The organism is Ewingella sp. S1.OA.A_B6 (genome assembly GCF_049889095.1).
In the GTDB taxonomy this organism is placed as follows: domain Bacteria; phylum Pseudomonadota; class Gammaproteobacteria; order Enterobacterales; family Enterobacteriaceae; genus Ewingella.
In genome coordinates, this window is record NZ_JBLJFK010000001.1 from 1,069,755 (window position 1) to 1,085,641 (window position 15,887).

11 protein-coding genes are annotated in these 15,887 nt (G+C 51.7%); 7 read left to right on the forward strand and 4 right to left on the reverse strand.

Annotated elements, in window-relative coordinates; translation table 11 throughout:
* Positions 1-47: 47 nt before the first annotated feature.
* Positions 48-2,354: an FdhF/YdeP family oxidoreductase gene (locus ACMV8I_RS05140; RefSeq protein ID WP_498864106.1), complete on the reverse strand. Its 2,307-nt coding sequence runs from the start codon at positions 2,352-2,354 to the stop codon at positions 48-50.
* A gap of 414 nt (positions 2,355-2,768) precedes the next feature.
* On the opposite strand from ACMV8I_RS05140, the gene ACMV8I_RS05145 reads away from it, so the two are divergent.
* From ACMV8I_RS05145 to ACMV8I_RS05155, 3 genes are all read left to right on the forward strand, one after another.
* Entirely contained in the window at positions 2,769-3,938 is a 1,170-nt protein-coding gene (locus ACMV8I_RS05145) for a serine hydrolase (RefSeq protein ID WP_498864107.1), read from the forward strand.
* 667 nt (positions 3,939-4,605) lie between these two features.
* Positions 4,606-5,517 carry a LysR family transcriptional regulator gene (locus tag ACMV8I_RS05150; protein ID WP_498864108.1) on the forward strand — a complete coding sequence of 304 codons (912 nt, stop codon included), beginning with the start codon at positions 4,606-4,608 and terminating at the stop codon, positions 5,515-5,517.
* A gap of 119 nt (positions 5,518-5,636) precedes the next feature.
* Complete coding sequence (locus ACMV8I_RS05155) at positions 5,637-6,122, forward strand: YjjA family protein (protein ID WP_498864109.1); 486 nt, start codon at positions 5,637-5,639, stop codon at positions 6,120-6,122.
* 76 nt (positions 6,123-6,198) lie between these two features.
* On the opposite strand, the gene bcsG is transcribed toward ACMV8I_RS05155, so the two are convergent.
* The 3 genes from bcsG to bcsE are packed head-to-tail and all read right to left on the reverse strand — an operon-like array spanning position 6,199 to position 9,745.
* Positions 6,199-7,857, reverse strand: a complete 1,659-nt coding sequence (bcsG, locus tag ACMV8I_RS05160; RefSeq protein ID WP_498864110.1) for a cellulose biosynthesis protein BcsG — start codon at positions 7,855-7,857, stop codon at positions 6,199-6,201.
* Positions 7,854-8,096, reverse strand: a complete 243-nt coding sequence (gene bcsF, locus ACMV8I_RS05165; RefSeq protein ID WP_498864111.1) for a cellulose biosynthesis protein BcsF — start codon at positions 8,094-8,096, stop codon at positions 7,854-7,856. Before bcsF ends, bcsG begins: the two co-directional genes overlap by 4 nt.
* A 5-nt stretch (positions 8,097-8,101) precedes the next feature.
* Positions 8,102-9,745 (reverse strand): cellulose biosynthesis protein BcsE, encoded by a 1,644-nt coding sequence (gene bcsE / locus ACMV8I_RS05170; RefSeq protein ID WP_498864112.1) that lies wholly within the window; start codon positions 9,743-9,745, stop codon positions 8,102-8,104.
* Positions 9,746-10,012: 267 nt separating this feature from the next.
* Here bcsE and bcsR point away from each other — a divergent pair, with 267 nt between their 5' ends.
* Genes bcsR through bcsB form a run of 4 tightly spaced genes read left to right on the forward strand, consistent with a single transcriptional unit; the run spans position 10,013 to position 15,857 of the window.
* Positions 10,013-10,207, forward strand: coding sequence for a cellulose biosynthesis protein BcsR (gene bcsR / locus ACMV8I_RS05175; protein WP_498864726.1), 195 nt, complete (start codon positions 10,013-10,015; stop codon positions 10,205-10,207).
* A gap of 4 nt (positions 10,208-10,211) precedes the next feature.
* Positions 10,212-10,928 (forward strand): cellulose biosynthesis protein BcsQ, encoded by a 717-nt coding sequence (gene bcsQ, locus ACMV8I_RS05180; protein WP_498864113.1) that lies wholly within the window; start codon positions 10,212-10,214, stop codon positions 10,926-10,928.
* Positions 10,925-13,522, forward strand: coding sequence for a UDP-forming cellulose synthase catalytic subunit (gene bcsA, locus ACMV8I_RS05185; protein WP_498864114.1), 2,598 nt, complete (start codon positions 10,925-10,927; stop codon positions 13,520-13,522). The genes bcsQ and bcsA overlap by 4 nt, the downstream gene beginning before the upstream one ends.
* A gap of 13 nt (positions 13,523-13,535) precedes the next feature.
* Entirely contained in the window at positions 13,536-15,857 is a 2,322-nt protein-coding gene (gene bcsB, locus ACMV8I_RS05190) for a cellulose biosynthesis cyclic di-GMP-binding regulatory protein BcsB (RefSeq protein ID WP_498864115.1), read from the forward strand.
* Positions 15,858-15,887 lie beyond the last annotated feature (30 nt).

Here is a 15,887-nt window from a genome sequence, read left to right on the forward strand (position 1 = left end):
ATCCATGAAGTGAAAAGGGACTTTTTCGCGATGCCTCGCATAACCTGTCAGACGATACGTTGTCGTTCGACTTTTGGTTGGCAGCGACGGATGGCAACCGGAATCGCTTTAGAGGTTGGTGTGTGGGTCTGATCACCGAAACTGGACATCGGCACCAGCGGGTTAGTTTCCGGGTAGTAAGCCGCCAAATTGCCGCGCGGAATATCGTAGCTGACCAGTTTGAATCCCGTGACTTTACGCTCCACGCCGTCGGTCCACAGCGTCTCAATTTCTACCAGTTCGCCGTCCTGCATACCCAGTTCCGCCAGATCCAGTGGATGAATAAACAGCACTTCGCGCTGCCCGTAAACGCCACGGTAACGATCATCAAGGCCGTAGATGGTGGTGTTGTATTGGTCATGCGAACGCAGGGTTTGCAGGGTGAACGGTGCCTCCTGATTGCCCTGCGGGATCAGTTGATCCGGTAGCAGCGCCGCACTGAAATTGGCTTTAGCGGTCGGCGTATTGAAGTTCAACTCCGCCGCTGCATTGCCCAAATAGAAACCGCCCCTGATATCGCAACGTGCATTAAAATCGTTAAAACCTGGGATAGTGGCTTCGATGTGATCACGGATCAAGTTGTAGTCATCTGCCAGCTTCATCCAGTCGAGGAATTTGTCACCCAGAACGGCATTGGCGATACCGCAGACAATCGCCGTTTCTGAGCGCTGCTCAGGCGACAGCGGAATACCGACGCCCTCTGAAGCATGCACCATGCTAAAGGAGTCTTCGACGGTAATAAACTGCGAGCCGGTGGCCTGCATATCAAGTTCGGTACGTCCCAGCGTCGGCAGGATGAGTGCTTCACGCCCTGGCGTTAAGTGGCTGCGATTTAGTTTGGTACTGATTTGCACTGACAGGTCAAGATTGCTTAGGGCGCGGTGTGTCCGCAGGGTATCCGGTGCCGCTGCGGCCAGGTTACCGCCAAGACAAATAAGGACTTTCGCGTCACCGGTCAACATGGCTTCCAGCGCTTCCACGGTGTTATGGCCCGGATGGCGGGGAGGGGTAAAGTTGAAGTGTTTTTCCATCGCATCAAGCAGCGATTTTGGCGCTTTTTCGTCGATACCCATCGTGCGGTTACCCTGCACATTACTGTGACCACGAACCGGACACAGACCCGCACCCGGTTTACCCAGTTGTCCAAACAGAAGTTGCAGGTTGGTGATTTCACGGACGGTCGGCACCGAGTGTTTGTGTTGGGTAATGCCCATCGCCCAGGTGCAGATCACCCGTTCAGCCTGTACATAAATTGATGCAGCTTCGCGGATATCTTCCTCGGACAATCCTGATTGTTCGGTAATTTTCTTCCAGGATGTCACATCGACAACCGCCAGATACGCTTCCACGCCTGCGGTGTTCTGCGCGATGAATTCGGCATCAAAAATGGTGCCCTGACCCGATGCCACGCGGTCGCGATCGGCTTCCAGTAACGCCTTAACCATTCCGCGCACTGCGGCCATATCCCCGCCCAGATTCGGCTGGTAATAGGCAGAGCTGATGCGGCCGGATTTGGTGGTCACCACTTCCAACGGTTTCTGCGGATCGGCAAAGCGTTCCAGACCACGTTCACGCAGGGTGTTGAAACTGACCACCTTCGCACCGCGATCGGCAGCGTGGCGCAAACTGTGCAACATTCTTGGGTGGTTGGTACCTGGATTCTGGCCGAAAACAAAAATAGCGTCGGCTTTCTCGAAATCGTCCAGGCGAATAGTCCCTTTACCCACGCCGATGCTCTGCTTCAGGCCGACACCGCTGGCTTCGTGGCACATGTTGGAACAGTCGGGGAAATTGTTGGTACCGAACATGCGGCCAAATACCTGATAAAGATAGGAAGCTTCATTACTGGCGCGCCCGGAGGTATAGAAATCCGCTTCATCAGGGCTGGTTAACCCTTTCAGATGGCTGGAAATCAGTGAATAAGCGGCGTCCCAGCTAATTGGCTCGTAATGGTCAGTGGCGCGGTTGTAACGCAGTGGGTGGGTTAGCCGACCCTGATATTCGAGGAAGTAGTCGCTCTGCTCGCGCAGTTTACTGACGCTGTGCTGAGCAAAGAATTCTACTTCTACCGCTTTACGCGTTGCTTCCCAACTGACGGCTTTGGCGCCGTTTTCACAGAAGCTGAAGGTGCTGTGATTATCGTCGCCCCATGCACAACCCGGGCAGTCAAAACCCCGCCCTTTATTAACGCGCATCAGGTTACGCAGGTTGGAGAGGACTTTTTTACTGTCAAACACGTAACGGGTGGTCGCTTCCAGTGAACCCCAGCCGCCAGCCGCCGCCGTATAGGGTTTTATCTCAGTTTTGAATTTCATTTTATAGGCTTCGCAGGTGTCTTGCATTTGAATGGAATGCAACCGGCTTAGATGAATTGTTAAGTCGATTGTTAAATTTATGTCACAAGTTTAGGTCGAAGATGGGAAGGGCGTCTAATCGAATGCTGCAATCATACGATAGATAAAGCTAATCGCTCATATTATCGGGTTCACACTGGCCGGGCATCGCCAGTGAGCTTTTTTGCTGACAAAAAACGCATGTCGGCTAAAATTTCTGCGAGTTGTAACAAAACCGTTTCACTATGAAATGACTGGCAAAGTAAAGGGGGTTTTGTTCAACGTCTTATTGGTGCACCATGCGGCAATTATTTTCAGCCGTGTTTGCCTGTGGCCCGTTTTTGCAGATTTTCTGGGCGATTAGCAGGCAATTTTGGCGTTTTAAAGGAACAATTCGTGAAACGTAGTGTATTGACTGTATTAACCGGCGTACTGATGTTGTCAGCAGGCGCTGCACAAGCTGTTGCCCCTCTGGATTTCCCTGTCGTCCCTCCGAGTATTGATGCGGCCTCATTCGTATTGATGGATTACGCCAGTGGCGATGTTCTGGCGGCAGGTAACCCGGACGACCGCCGTAATCCAGCCAGCCTGACTAAACTGATGACCGGTTATGTTATCGACCGCGCGCTGGATAAAAACAAAATCGCCATGAACGATATGGTTACTGTGCCACAAGAAGCCTGGGTTGCCGGTAATAAAAGTCTGGAAGGCTCTTCGCTGATGTTCCTCAAACCGGGTGACCGCGTGTCAGTCAGGGATCTTATTCGTGGGATCATTATTACGTCTGGCAATGATGCCTGCGTGGCGATGGCGAATTACGTAGCAGGAAGTCAGGACGCGTTTGTTGGCCTGATGAACCAGTACGTGACAACGATGGGCCTGACCAATACCCATTTCGAAACGGTCCACGGCCTGGATGCCCCTGGGCAATACACCACGTCTTACGATCTGGCTAAACTTTCACGAGCCATCATTGGCGGGGAGCCTGAGGAATATCGCATGTACAGCGAAAAATCGCTGACATATGACAACATCACTCAGCAAAACCGTAACGGTCTATTGTGGGACAAAAATCTCAAAGTAGATGGCCTTAAAACCGGCCATACCGAAAGCGCCGGTTTTAATATCATTGCTTCAGCGACCGAAGGCGACCGTCGTTTGATAGCCGTTGTGATGGGAGGTAAAAGCTCAAAAGGGCGCGAGGAACAAGCGCGGAAATTGCTGACCTGGGGCTTCCGTGAATACACCAGTAAACAGATTTTCAAAGCCGGGCAGACCGTTTCCGATGAGAAAGTGTGGTTTGGCGAGCGTCCGCAGGTAAAAGTGGGTTCACTCAGCGACGTATTCATCAGCGTACCGCAATCTGATGCTGACAAACTGAAAGCGCAATATGTACTGAGTAACTCACAGATTGACGCACCGCTGAAAAAAGGCCAAGAACTTGGCACCATTAACATCGTTGATAATGGCAAAATCATCAAAACTATCCCGTTGGTTGCGCTGGAAGATGTCGCCGAGGGCGGGCTTATCAGCCGCGCGATTGATTACATTAAGCTGAAGCTCTAAGCCGCTCAAACTGGCTTTCTTGGGCTCGCCGCCCAAACTGGCTTTTAAATTCAAGTTCAAGGTCGTGGGCGCCGGCCCACACCGGGGTAAGGGGATTGAAACGAATCCCCTTACCAATCCCGCGTTTTATTCACTCCGTTGCTGCGCAGGCCACAATGGCCGTGTTCCAGCTACCGCAGTGATAGCCGTAAAATGTCAGCCCTGCGGGCTTCCCGGCTGCGGGTTCGAGCCAACGGTAAAAAAGTTGTCTCTCCACCGACTTGCCGGTGACATTTTGAACACGGCCGATACTTTTTTAAATTCAAATTCAAATTCAAAAACCGGACTGTATCTGCTTTTCAAAATGTTGAGGCCGCATTCAGAAATGCCGCTGAATGAGAGGTTCGAGACCTATGGCTCGAACCCGAAATGAAGGCACCGCAACGCGGCGGTATTTTGCGGCCATAGCCAAGATATCTGAAACACGGCCATCCCGATTCAGCGATAGCGCGCAGTTAAAAGAGCCCGGGATTCTCAAGGGTGGCGGCGATAAGCCACCCTTGAGGCCCGTTTGGGTGGCAACCCAAGGTCTTTAAATTTGAATTTAAAGATTTAAAAGCGAGTTCGGCATGCAACCCGATATAATCAATAATAATCTTCCTATTTAAGGCACAGCCTCACTCCCCGTATGGATATTAAGCAACTGATCTACCTCTGTAACCTTGAACGTGAACGGCATTTTGGCCGGGCGGCGCAGGCGAGTTTTGTCAGCCAGCCGACGTTGTCGATGCGTCTAAAAAATCTGGAGAAAGAGTTAGATCTCAACCTGATTAACCGTGGTAATAACTTCGAAGGTTTTACCGCAGAAGGTTTGCGGGTACTGGGTTGGGCACGGGAAATCGTTGCGGTATATGAAGGGCTGAAGCGGGATGTCGAATCCCTTAAGCAAGGACTGAGCGGTACGCTGCGTATTGGCATCATGCCTCAGTGCAGCATTTCACTGGCCCGGTTGATTAAGGCGGTCACTGATGAACATCCCGGGCTGGACTACCGCGTCGTGGAGGTCAGTGCCGATCAGCTTATCGAAGCATTAAACAGCCATGCAGTTGATATCGGCATTGGTTTTTTTGAATTCTCTACGCTGAATGAACTGCGCTTTCAGGTGGTACCTATCGATGACGGCGGCGTGGATGTCGTTTATCACCCTGACCATTTCCCCCAGCTTAACCACGCGGCGCATCTCAGTGCTGAAGAGGCAGTAAACCTGCCGCTCTGTTTGTCAGAGCCGAGCCGTTATTTTCGTCGTTATCTGGACAGTCATTTTCGTCAGGCTGGGCTTGAGTTACGCCCGACGTTGGAAACCACGTCGATTTTCCAACTGATGCAGGGCGTTTTTGTCGGGCTGGGCTGTGCACTGGTCCCTCGCGGTCATCTGATTGATGAAATGCATCCGGCGCTGAAGCGCTGTGCACTGGATATTCCGCCAATGAGCCGACACGCCGCGATGGTGGTGTCCGAAACTGAACGCGCGACGCCGTTGGCCCAACACTTCTTTAACGCTGCGGCTTTGTGGTTAGCACAACAGCCTCGTATTCAATAAAAATGCGCTATCCGAAGTATTCAGCGACGTTGTCCTATTGATGAAATGGCCGATAGGCTCCAATATTTATGGGTCTTTTTATCAGTCAAAGTCTGATTGTGAAATTAATGGAGCTATACATGAAAGCATTAAAAACAGTCGTATTGGCTATTGCTGTAAGCGTTTGTTTATTAACCAACGCCGCACAGGCCAATAACTTGTTGAGCTCATTGCAGGATGCGGCTAATCAGGAGTTGAGCAAGGGCGGCGGCAGCAATAATTCTACCGAGTCACTCACTTCTTTGCTTAACGGTAGTAATAACGCGTTGACGGCCAAAAGTGCCACCAATGCGGCGGGTATCTTGCAATATTGTGTCAAAAATAACGTTTTATCTCAGACCAGCACTGAAGGTGTGAAAGATAAACTGCTGAGTAAACTGGGTATTCAGAGCGCTTCCGGAGCGCAAAGCCAGGATTATCAAAACGGTTTAGGGGGATTATTGCAAACCGGTAAAGGCCAAACCTTTGATTTGAATAATCTGGGCGGTGGCCTGACGCAGGTGAAAGAAAAAGTGAAGCAGAAAGCCTGCGACGAGGTTCTGAAACAGGCGAAATCTTTAATCTAGTTCTCGCTTAGTGGGCCATTGCGGCCCATGTCAGCATCGTCAGGACCCATGAGTCGCCCCAGGGTCCTGATTATCTCTATTGCGGGTAAGGCACCCACGACCCGCCGTTCAGACGGATGTAAATTTTCCCCTGATACTCCATCACTACCGCGTTCTCATTCTCAGACACCAGCGGTGTTTGCGGCAGATCTGCGCTTAACATCTTCCAGTCCACCGCCGGGGCGATGAAGAGTTTGCCATCAACCGAACGCGCTACCAATTCTGAAATTGCCATATAGCTGCTTGGTTGATCGACTTTCAACGGGGCCGAAGGGTGAGTGGCCTGCATACCGAAGAACTTCACACCAACAGGAATATGAGTAATACCCGGGCTTGGAATATCCCGCAGACCGGAGATCTGCATCTTGTCACCTACTAGTGCTGCTCCATGCTCAGGCACGACAACCAGCATCACTCTGCGGCCTGACTTCTCCAATTGATCCATAAAAGTATTCAATTGATTAAGCAAAGTTTGTGCACGTGAACGGTAATCAGCGCCTTTGTTACTGCCAACGTAGCGGTTACCATCATGCAACGGGATAAGGTTGAAGAAGGTTGCCGTGCGCGCTGTCCCGGTTTTTTGCTGTTTGGCGAGCCAGCGGCTGAACAATTCACCATCATTAAAGATTGGTGAACCGTCAAACGAGGTGAGTTCATGATCGAGACCCACCTGTGACATGATCGGGGACTGCATGTCAGCATCATCACGCAAATTACCAATGTAGTTACCGAATTCCCCCGTGTGATCCATGGCCAGTTGTGAACTAAATCCGAGCTTGGCCAGATCGTCGAACAGATAACACTGTTGACCTGCAGTTTGATACAAGTCGTGATGGGACGATTGACCGCAGCTGGCACGTAGCAAGCGAATGGATGCCGGCCCGCTGTAGGCCGTGGCAGAGTTGAAGTTGCTGAACACCATGTCAAAACGTGACCACAGCGGCGAATTCGATAGATTCGCTGCGTCCAGATCGGCCCATGCCAGGGAACAGATGTTGATCACCAACAGATCGAACGGCTGGGCATCCGCCGGTAAAGTGGCTGGGAACTGTATTTTGCGGGCATGTTCGCGCTGATAAAATTGCCGCAAATAGGCGTTGAGATTTTCATTAGTTGGCGGACCACTGACCGTATTTGGCAGCGGTTCGGCTGCCTGGGTCACTATGGCCGAAACACTTGCGGGCGTTGGCTTATTAGCGACAGCATTGGCCGGCGTAGGGGACAATCCTGGCATCACCAGCAGGCTGAAGTTAAGCCACAACAGCACGGCAACGGTCAGCGTAGTGATGCGTATCCACTGCGAAACGAACAGATAACCGACCAGCAGGACGAACGCCGCGCCCACCCATTGCCAATTAATAAAACGGTCAGCCAGTTCAAGCAGATAATCCAGACTGAAACCGGTCATCTCAGCCCCCTGGCTGACGATTGAGCGCCAGCCAGGCAGCCAGGTGTCGTGATAGAACAGAGCTAACCCAAACGGCAGGGCCAGCCACAGACGCCAGCGATGCAAACGCAGCAACGGCAGAGGAAAAAGCAGGCACGCCACAAACACCAAGTTACTCAGCGCATCAAAATTGAGATAGCCCTGCCAGAGCAGAATAAATTTAAGCAGGAAATAATAGTTCCAGGCACCTAACCCACGCCAGGACTGCCAGATCCGCAACTGTGGTAAAACGGGTTTAAGGTCATTCATGATGGTGTATTTGATTTCCCGTTCAAAGAAAGTAGCGCTGCCGCTGCGCTATTGTCAGCGGTCTTCGCGACGGGTGTTTTCAGATGTTTAGCCGTGACAGGGGTGAGGTAGCGCGGAGAGAGATAGCGCGCTGCAAAGTTCCTTTTCCATATTGGCAGACGACGGTGCAGCATCATGCCGAAAGGGATGAAGATCACCGCTGCTAAAATAAAAATCTCAATAATATCATTGATATTCATAGAAGTTATTCCTGCTCGTCGCGAAGGGATTTATTAAGATGGCGTGTCGTTTCTGCCACGGAACGGCTGACCGGAGTATTACTGAGTGTAAGGGTCAGCGGCTCGGGCAGATGAACCGAAGCGCGTTGCTGCGGGTGGCTGACCGGAGCACTGACCTGCTGTGGCCGCAGAGCCTGCTCCGGTAAGGTTTTTTTCGCAGCCAGTCTGCGAACTTCGGACTGAATGTCGCGATCCTGGTGCCAGAACGTGCGGCTGGCAAAAATCTCATCAACGGGCAGACTGAACAGAGAGTTCAATACGTTCTCCACATCACTGACCTGACAATTTGACAGGAAGAGATACAAATGACGTTCGGTCAGAGTGATCACATCGCCATCACGGCGTAAATGGCACAGAGAAATGGCCTGCTGTGGCAAAATGCCTGAGACCGGACGCAGGGAGATCAGTACCCCGCGAGCTTCTGTGGTCAACGTCGTGTGGCGCCAGATGGACTGCATCACTTCACAGAAGGTTGGCAGTGGCAGGAAGCCTTTATGATGCGTAGGCAGTCTGCCCTCAAGCAGTTTCTCAATGTCTGCAGCGATATAACGCATAAAACTCAGCTGTTGGATATCATCTAGCAGGGTGAGAAAACTGGACAACCGTGCTGCATGTGGAACCACCAGGTTTGCGCCGCAGGCCTGCAAAAGACGCTGGTCAATATAACGCAACGAGGCGTTCATCTCACGGACGGCAATTTTCAGTCTATTACCGCGCTGGATACGCAGGGAGTGAATCTGCCGAGCCAGGATTTCCACTTCGTCATTACTGCGCAGGGAAAAAATTAGGGTGGCGGCCCGCGCATGCATCCCCCGCTCAGTCAGAGCGGCGTTATCATCAAACAGTTGCCAGTTCTCTGACAAGGGTGGCGCACCTTCCAGAACTTCACGCTGTGCCAGGTATAGCCACTGGTCGTCGCTGAGGGTATTGGTGTCGTTCTCTACACTAGATTGCGACATTATTCCCCAACCGTTCTCACGTTTTTCTAGTAAATAAGCGTTATTCGCCTCAACACCAAAATTATTATGCCACCAGGAAATAACAAACTGAGCAGGAACTATATCGGTTTGAAAGCTCGACAGTCCATATATAAGGCGATGATGCGAATTAAGCTGGGCCTTAAGGATGCTGCTAAGGCCGTGGCAGATAATAAGCAGCACACAGTTTTTATGCTGCGCCAGCGCTGACATTCCCTTTAACCACATTCCAAACTCTTTGTCGCTGAGGTTTTGCCATGCTGTAGCCGGAAAAAATAAAACAATCAATTGATTTTGGGTACTGCTTACACGGTTTAAATCATCAGGTAAAGAGCGAAAAGCTTTTTTGCCATTGGCGAGTTGGTAAAAAGAAGCCGTTGAGGTTTTGGATAATATTTTGGAAACAAAGATATTATCCTGAGTCAGAGTCTGCGTGACGTTTCCCGGAATAGTATTATCCATAGGGAAAATAAACGTGGTGACAATATCTTCTGCCTGTGCTTCAAGCACCTGTCCACCAAGTTCATGCGCATCATCCTGACTGTGTGTGTTGACCCAGTACAGACCTGATGTCTGCATTTCAGCTGATTCATTCCAAAATTTTTTCATGCCGAAAGGAAAGGAAAGTGCCATTTTTTGGTTTACCTGAATTAAGTCTGTAGGGTAGATCTGTCTGATGAAAGTCTCAGGTAATTTTGATTGAACGTCTGCTTGAGACACAATCCCAAAATATGAGTATAATAAATTCTATACATTGCCAGATTAAATAACCAGTCAGCACTGTAAATAATAATCTTGCTTAAGACTTTACTTGGAACATTAAGCTATATTTAGAGATAGCTGAGGAATGTTTTCTTGCAAATGAGGTGTGCGTAATTGGGGCGAGAACGATCTGCAGCTATTAAGAGCGTTGGCGATGATGTCAACCAAGACAAAAATGATGATTTATTAGTCTTGAGTCACCTTTTTTCGCTACCAAAATTGCATTATATCGACATTGCTAGTCAGCAGAAAACCCCACTAATCCTGCAACGTTGGCCTTTATTGGCCGAGTTAGCACTTATTGATATGCCAAAATCTGCCGAAGAGGTCTGAGCTGATGTCAGTTATTGCTCTGCAAGGGATCCGTGGCGGAACCGGCACTACCTCAACCACTGCTGCATTAGCCTGGGCATTGTCCCAACTGGGGGAGAAAGTGCTGGCAATTGACTTTTCTGCTGCTAATCTTCTCCGCCTCCATTTCGCGATGCCCTACGACTCTGCGCGAGGCTGGACCTCAGCTGAACGTGCCGGGTTAGGCTGGCAACATGGGGCTATGCGCTATAATTCTCGTCTCGACTTTTTGCCTTTCGGCCAGTTGCCGGTGAGAGAAGAGGCGCAGGTTAACTGTGACTGGCAAAGCAACCTGACCCAAATCCACAACACCGCCGTTTACGACTGGATCCTGCTGGATGTCCCCTCCGGGGATCCTCTGCGTGAAGCACAGGCCTTTTCGATAGCTGACCACGTCCTGATACTACTTCACGCAGACTCGCAGTCCCACGTCCATTTGCATCAACAGTCTTTACCCACCAACAGTCATTATCTGGTAAACCAGTTCGCACCCGGCAGTCAGTTACAGCAGGATATTCTGTTGTTGTGGCAGCAGAGCCTGCCGCGACTGCTGCCGTTTATTTTGCACCGTGACGAAGCGATGGCCGAATCCCTGGCCGGTAAGCAACCGTTAGGTGAACTGCATCCGCATAGCCAAAGCGCGCAGGATATCATCACGCTGGCTAACTGGTGTTTGATTCACTTGCGGAACACGGGTAAATGAGCCGCCTGTTACGCGCATTTCTGATGCCGCCGGTGGCGACGGTGCTACAAAACCGTTATCGCCTGTACCGACAGAACGGTGCATCCTCTCTTGCTGCGTTATTCATGGTATTTTGTGCCGCAACGGGGTGGCTACTGCTGCGTTTTGAATCGCCAACCTGGCAGCGGATCCGTGCTGAACGTTACCGCTGGTATCCGCATATTTCGGCAGTGCATCCACGTCCTCTCGACCCTCTGCGCTATCTGCTGCAAACCCTGTGGCTATTATTGGTTATTCCCGCTGGCGGAGTACGAGGACATATTGTTATCAGCGACTGGCCGCAGCGCCTTCGCGAGAAAGTGCATTCCTGGCTGAACGCCATTCCCGTCCGTATGTCGCAGAGTCCGCTGGAGGAAGATGTGCGGGTACAAATAGGGGGAATAAGCGGTATTGCCAAACGTTTGATGATGATCGTTGGCGGAACGATCGCGGTCGTGGTGGCGATGTTCTGTATCTCTCAACCCTTCGGCTATCTGGCGCAATTTATTTTCGTCGTGCTGCTGTGGAGCATTGCCATGCTGGTGCGCCGCATTCCGGGGCGCTTTCCTGCACTAATGTTGATTGTGTTATCGCTGACCATCTCTTGTCGCTATCTGTGGTGGCGCTACACGTCGACGCTTAACTGGGACGACCCAGTCAGCCTGATCTGCGGTTTACTCCTGCTGGCGGCTGAAACGTATTCCTGGACCGTGTTGGTGTTGGGATATTTCCAAACCATTTGGCCGCTGAACCGCAAACCTGTACCGATGCCGGAGGACATTTCTGGCTGGCCCACCGTTGATCTGCTGGTACCCACATACAACGAAGAGTTGAGCGTGGTGAAGCCGACCCTGTATGCCGCACTGGGCCTTGACTGGCCAAAAGAGAAGCTGACCATCTGGCTGCTGGATGACGGTAATCGGCCTGATTTCGCTGCGTTTGCCCGCGAAATCGGCGTGAAGTATATTGCGCGTGCGACACATGAATATGCTAAAGCGGGCAACATCAATAATGCTCTGAAGCAGTGTCAGAGCGAATTAGTCGCGATCTTCGACTGCGACCACGTGCCAACCCGTTCCTTTCTACAACTGACCGTGGGCTGGTTCTTTAAAGATAAAAAACTCGGCATGTTGCAGACGCCACATCACTTTTTCTCCGCCGATCCTTTCGAGCGCAACATTGGCCGTATGCGCCGAATCCCTAACGAGGGTGAACTGTTTTACGGGCTGGTGCAGGATGGTAATGACCTGTGGGATGCCAGCTTCTTTTGCGGTTCGTGCGCCGTATTACGCCGCACCGTACTGGATGAAATAGGTGGCATTGCGGTTGAAACCGTCACCGAAGATGCCCATACGTCGCTGCGCATGCATCGTCACGGACATACATCGGCCTATATCCGGATTCCCCAGGCGGCCGGTTTGGCGACGGAAAGTCTGGCGGCCCACGTAAACCAACGCATCCGCTGGGCGCGGGGCATGGTGCAAATTTTCCGTCTCGATAATCCGCTGTTTGGCAAAGGTTTAAAACTGGCGCAGCGGCTGTGCTATGCCAATGCGATGCTGCATTTTCTGGCCGGTATCCCGCGTTTAATCTTCCTGACGGCACCGTTGGCCTTCCTGTTAATGCATGCATATATAATCTATGCGCCAGCGCTGGCCATCGCACTTTATGTACTGCCACATATGGTCCATGCCAGCCTTGCTACCTCAAGAGTTCAGGGAAAATATCGGCATTCGTTTTGGAGCGAGATCTACGAAACCGTGTTGGCGTGGTACATCGCACGGCCGACCACGGTAGCGCTGTTTAATCCCCATGCAGGGGCCTTTAACGTCACTGCCAAAGGCGGCAAGAACGATCACGACTACGTTGACTGGAAGATAACCCGACCATATCAAATTCTGATGCTATTAAATTTAGCCGGTTTTGTTGTCGGTATCTGGCGTCTGGTTTATGGCCATACGGAGGAGTTTTACACCGTACTGATAAGTCTGGCCTGGGTGATTTACAACATGATTATTCTCGGCGGTGCGATTGCCGTGGCCTTTGAATCGAAACAGGTTCGTCAGGCCCACCGCGTTGAGGTTTCGCTACCGGCCGCTCTGGCAAGGGCAGAAGGGCATATTTTTGCCTGTACCTTACAGGACTTCTCAGATAGCGGCGCCGGGATCGAAACCGAAAACGCGGCGCTGTTCCAGCCAGGAGAGAGCGTGACGCTGTTGCTGCACCGTGGACAACAGGAATATGCATTTCCGTGCAGTGTGAGCCGGGTGTTTGGGCACCACGTTGGCATTCAACTACAGAAAATGAGCACTCAGCAGCAGGTTGATTTTATTCAATGTACATTTGCCCGCGCCGACAGCTGGGTGGTGCGTGAAGACAGTTTCCCAGAGGACAAACCGCTGGAAAGTTTGCGTGACGTTTTGGGGTTAGGGCTGCGGGGATACATGCGCATACTTGATATTGCGCCACATCGTTATCGACCCTTTATCGCCCGAACCAATACTTTTAGCCGCTGGGTAATGTCATTTCTTCCACGTAATCCGCCGCTGCCCGTCCAACCAGAGAATCAACCTTGATGATGATGAAACAATGAAAATACTTCCCTGGGTCACTTTTATCGCTGCGGCATTGGGTATCACGGCACCGGTTTTCAGTGCTGAAACACCGGCCACTCTGGCCCCTGTCAGCAATGTTGTTATGCAACCAGCGCTGCCGGGCGTCGCACCCGCTCTTGCTCCAGTGAGCATCCCCGGAGCACCGGTCCGTGATGTAACGTTAGCGTTTCAGGACATTGCGCCTGCGCCGGGTGCCATGACGCTGCGCGGATTCCAGCCGAACGGCCAGATTGAATTTGGCGTGCGCGGTGATGAAGTGGTGACACAAGCTACCCTGAACCTGGAGTTCACGCCGTCTCCGTCACTTATTCCCGTGCAGTCGCACCTCAAGGTTTATCTCAATGACCAGTTGATGGGCGTGGAAGTCATCGATAAGGATCAACTCGGTAAGCAAAATCATCTGCAGATGGTTATCGATCCGCGTTATATCACCGACTTCAACCGGATCCGTCTGGAGTTCATCGGTCATTATCAGAATATTTGTGAAAATCCGGCTAACAGCACGCTGTGGCTGGAAATAGGCAAGGGGAGTTCGCTGTCGCTGCAGTATCAGAAGTTACCGTTGAGCAACGAGTTATCTCACTTCCCGGTACCGTTCTTTGATGCGCGGGATACGCGACCATTGTCTCTGCCGATGGTATTTACTGCATCGCCGGACGCCAGCCAGCAGCAAGCGGCCGCCATTCTGGCATCATGGTTTGGTGCCAAAGCGCAGTGGCGCGGCCAGAATTTCCCGGTGCTCTACAACCAACTGCCCGACAGCCACGCAGTGGTGTTTGCCACTAATGATAAGCGCCCTGGCTTCCTCAAAGAGATGCCGCCGGTGAAAGGGCCGACCGTGCAAATGGTCAGCCGCCCGGACAATCCCTATGTCAAAATGTTGTTGATCCTGGGCCGGGACGACAAAGATTTACTGACCGCCGTCAAAGGCATTGCGCAGGGCAATATGCTGTTCCGTGGTCAAACTATCAACATTGATCACGTTGAGCAGTTACAGCCACGCCAGCCTTACGATGCACCAAACTGGGTGCGAACCGATCGGCCAATGCACTTCGGCGAGCTGAAACAGTACGCCGAACAATTGCAGGCAGATGGCATTCAACCGAATCCGATCACCCTGAACATGAACCTGCCTCCTGACCTGTTCCTCATTAACAGTAACGGGATAGATATGCGGCTGAAATACCGCTATACCTCGCCGCAGCTTAAAAATACGTCGCGTGTGAGTATTAGCCTGAACAACCAGTTTGTGCAGGATTTCACGCTGATCCCGGGCCACGATCAAGATTCGCAACTGCTGCATTTGTCCCTTCTGCAGGGGCTACTGGATGACCATAAAGATCTGATGATCCCTGCGCTCAAACTCGGTGCGGTTAACCAGATGCGTTTTGATTTTGATTACACGTCACTGTTGGCGAGCGGTACCGAAGGGCGCTGCGAAACCTATACAACCGTGCCAAATCATGTGGTGATCGACGATAGCTCGACCATCGACTTCTCCGGCTACCGTCACTTTATGGCCATGCCGGACCTGCGTGCTTTCGCCAACGCCGGTTTCCCATTTAGCCGTTTGGCCGATCTGTCGCAAACGCTGGTGCTGGTGAAAAATCAGCCGCAGACAGTTCAAGTGACAACCCTACTTGATACGCTCGGCAACATCGGTGCGTTGACCGGTTATCCTGCGGTGGGTATGTCATTAAGCGATGATTGGTCGAAGGCCAAAACGACCGACGCTGACCTGCTAATGATTGGCGCACTGCCGGCCGACCTGCCTGATGGCAGCATGAAAGATGAGAAAAAGGCCAGCTTGTTAATTGACGCTACGCGCAGTGCGGTCAATATCCCGTCACGCCAGGTTGCACTGCCAGAAAGTACTGCACCTGCCAGCGATGCCGCCGCCGATACCGATACGCAAATCACTGCGCAGGGGCCCATTTCCGCCATTGTCGGACTACAGTCGCCCTATCATGATCAGCGCAGTATCGTGGCGTTGCTGGCTAACAGCCCGCAAGGTTTCGATATGCTGAATAAAAGCCTGCAGGACAGCAAACAGAAGGCGCTGGTATTTGGTTCAGTGGCTATTTTCCGTGATTCTGGTGTGAACAGCCTGAAAGTCGGCGATGTTTATTACGTCGGCCATTTACCTTGGTGGGAGCGCGTGTGGAACACACTGGCGACTCATCCGGTGCTGCTGGCCTTTATGGCCATGTTTGCCGTGGTACTGATTGCTATTATGTTGTGGAGCGGGTTACGTGCGCTGAGCCGTCGCCGTTTATCTTCCGACGATCAGGATTAATCAGGTGGTTAACTCACCGTTTTTACCGCG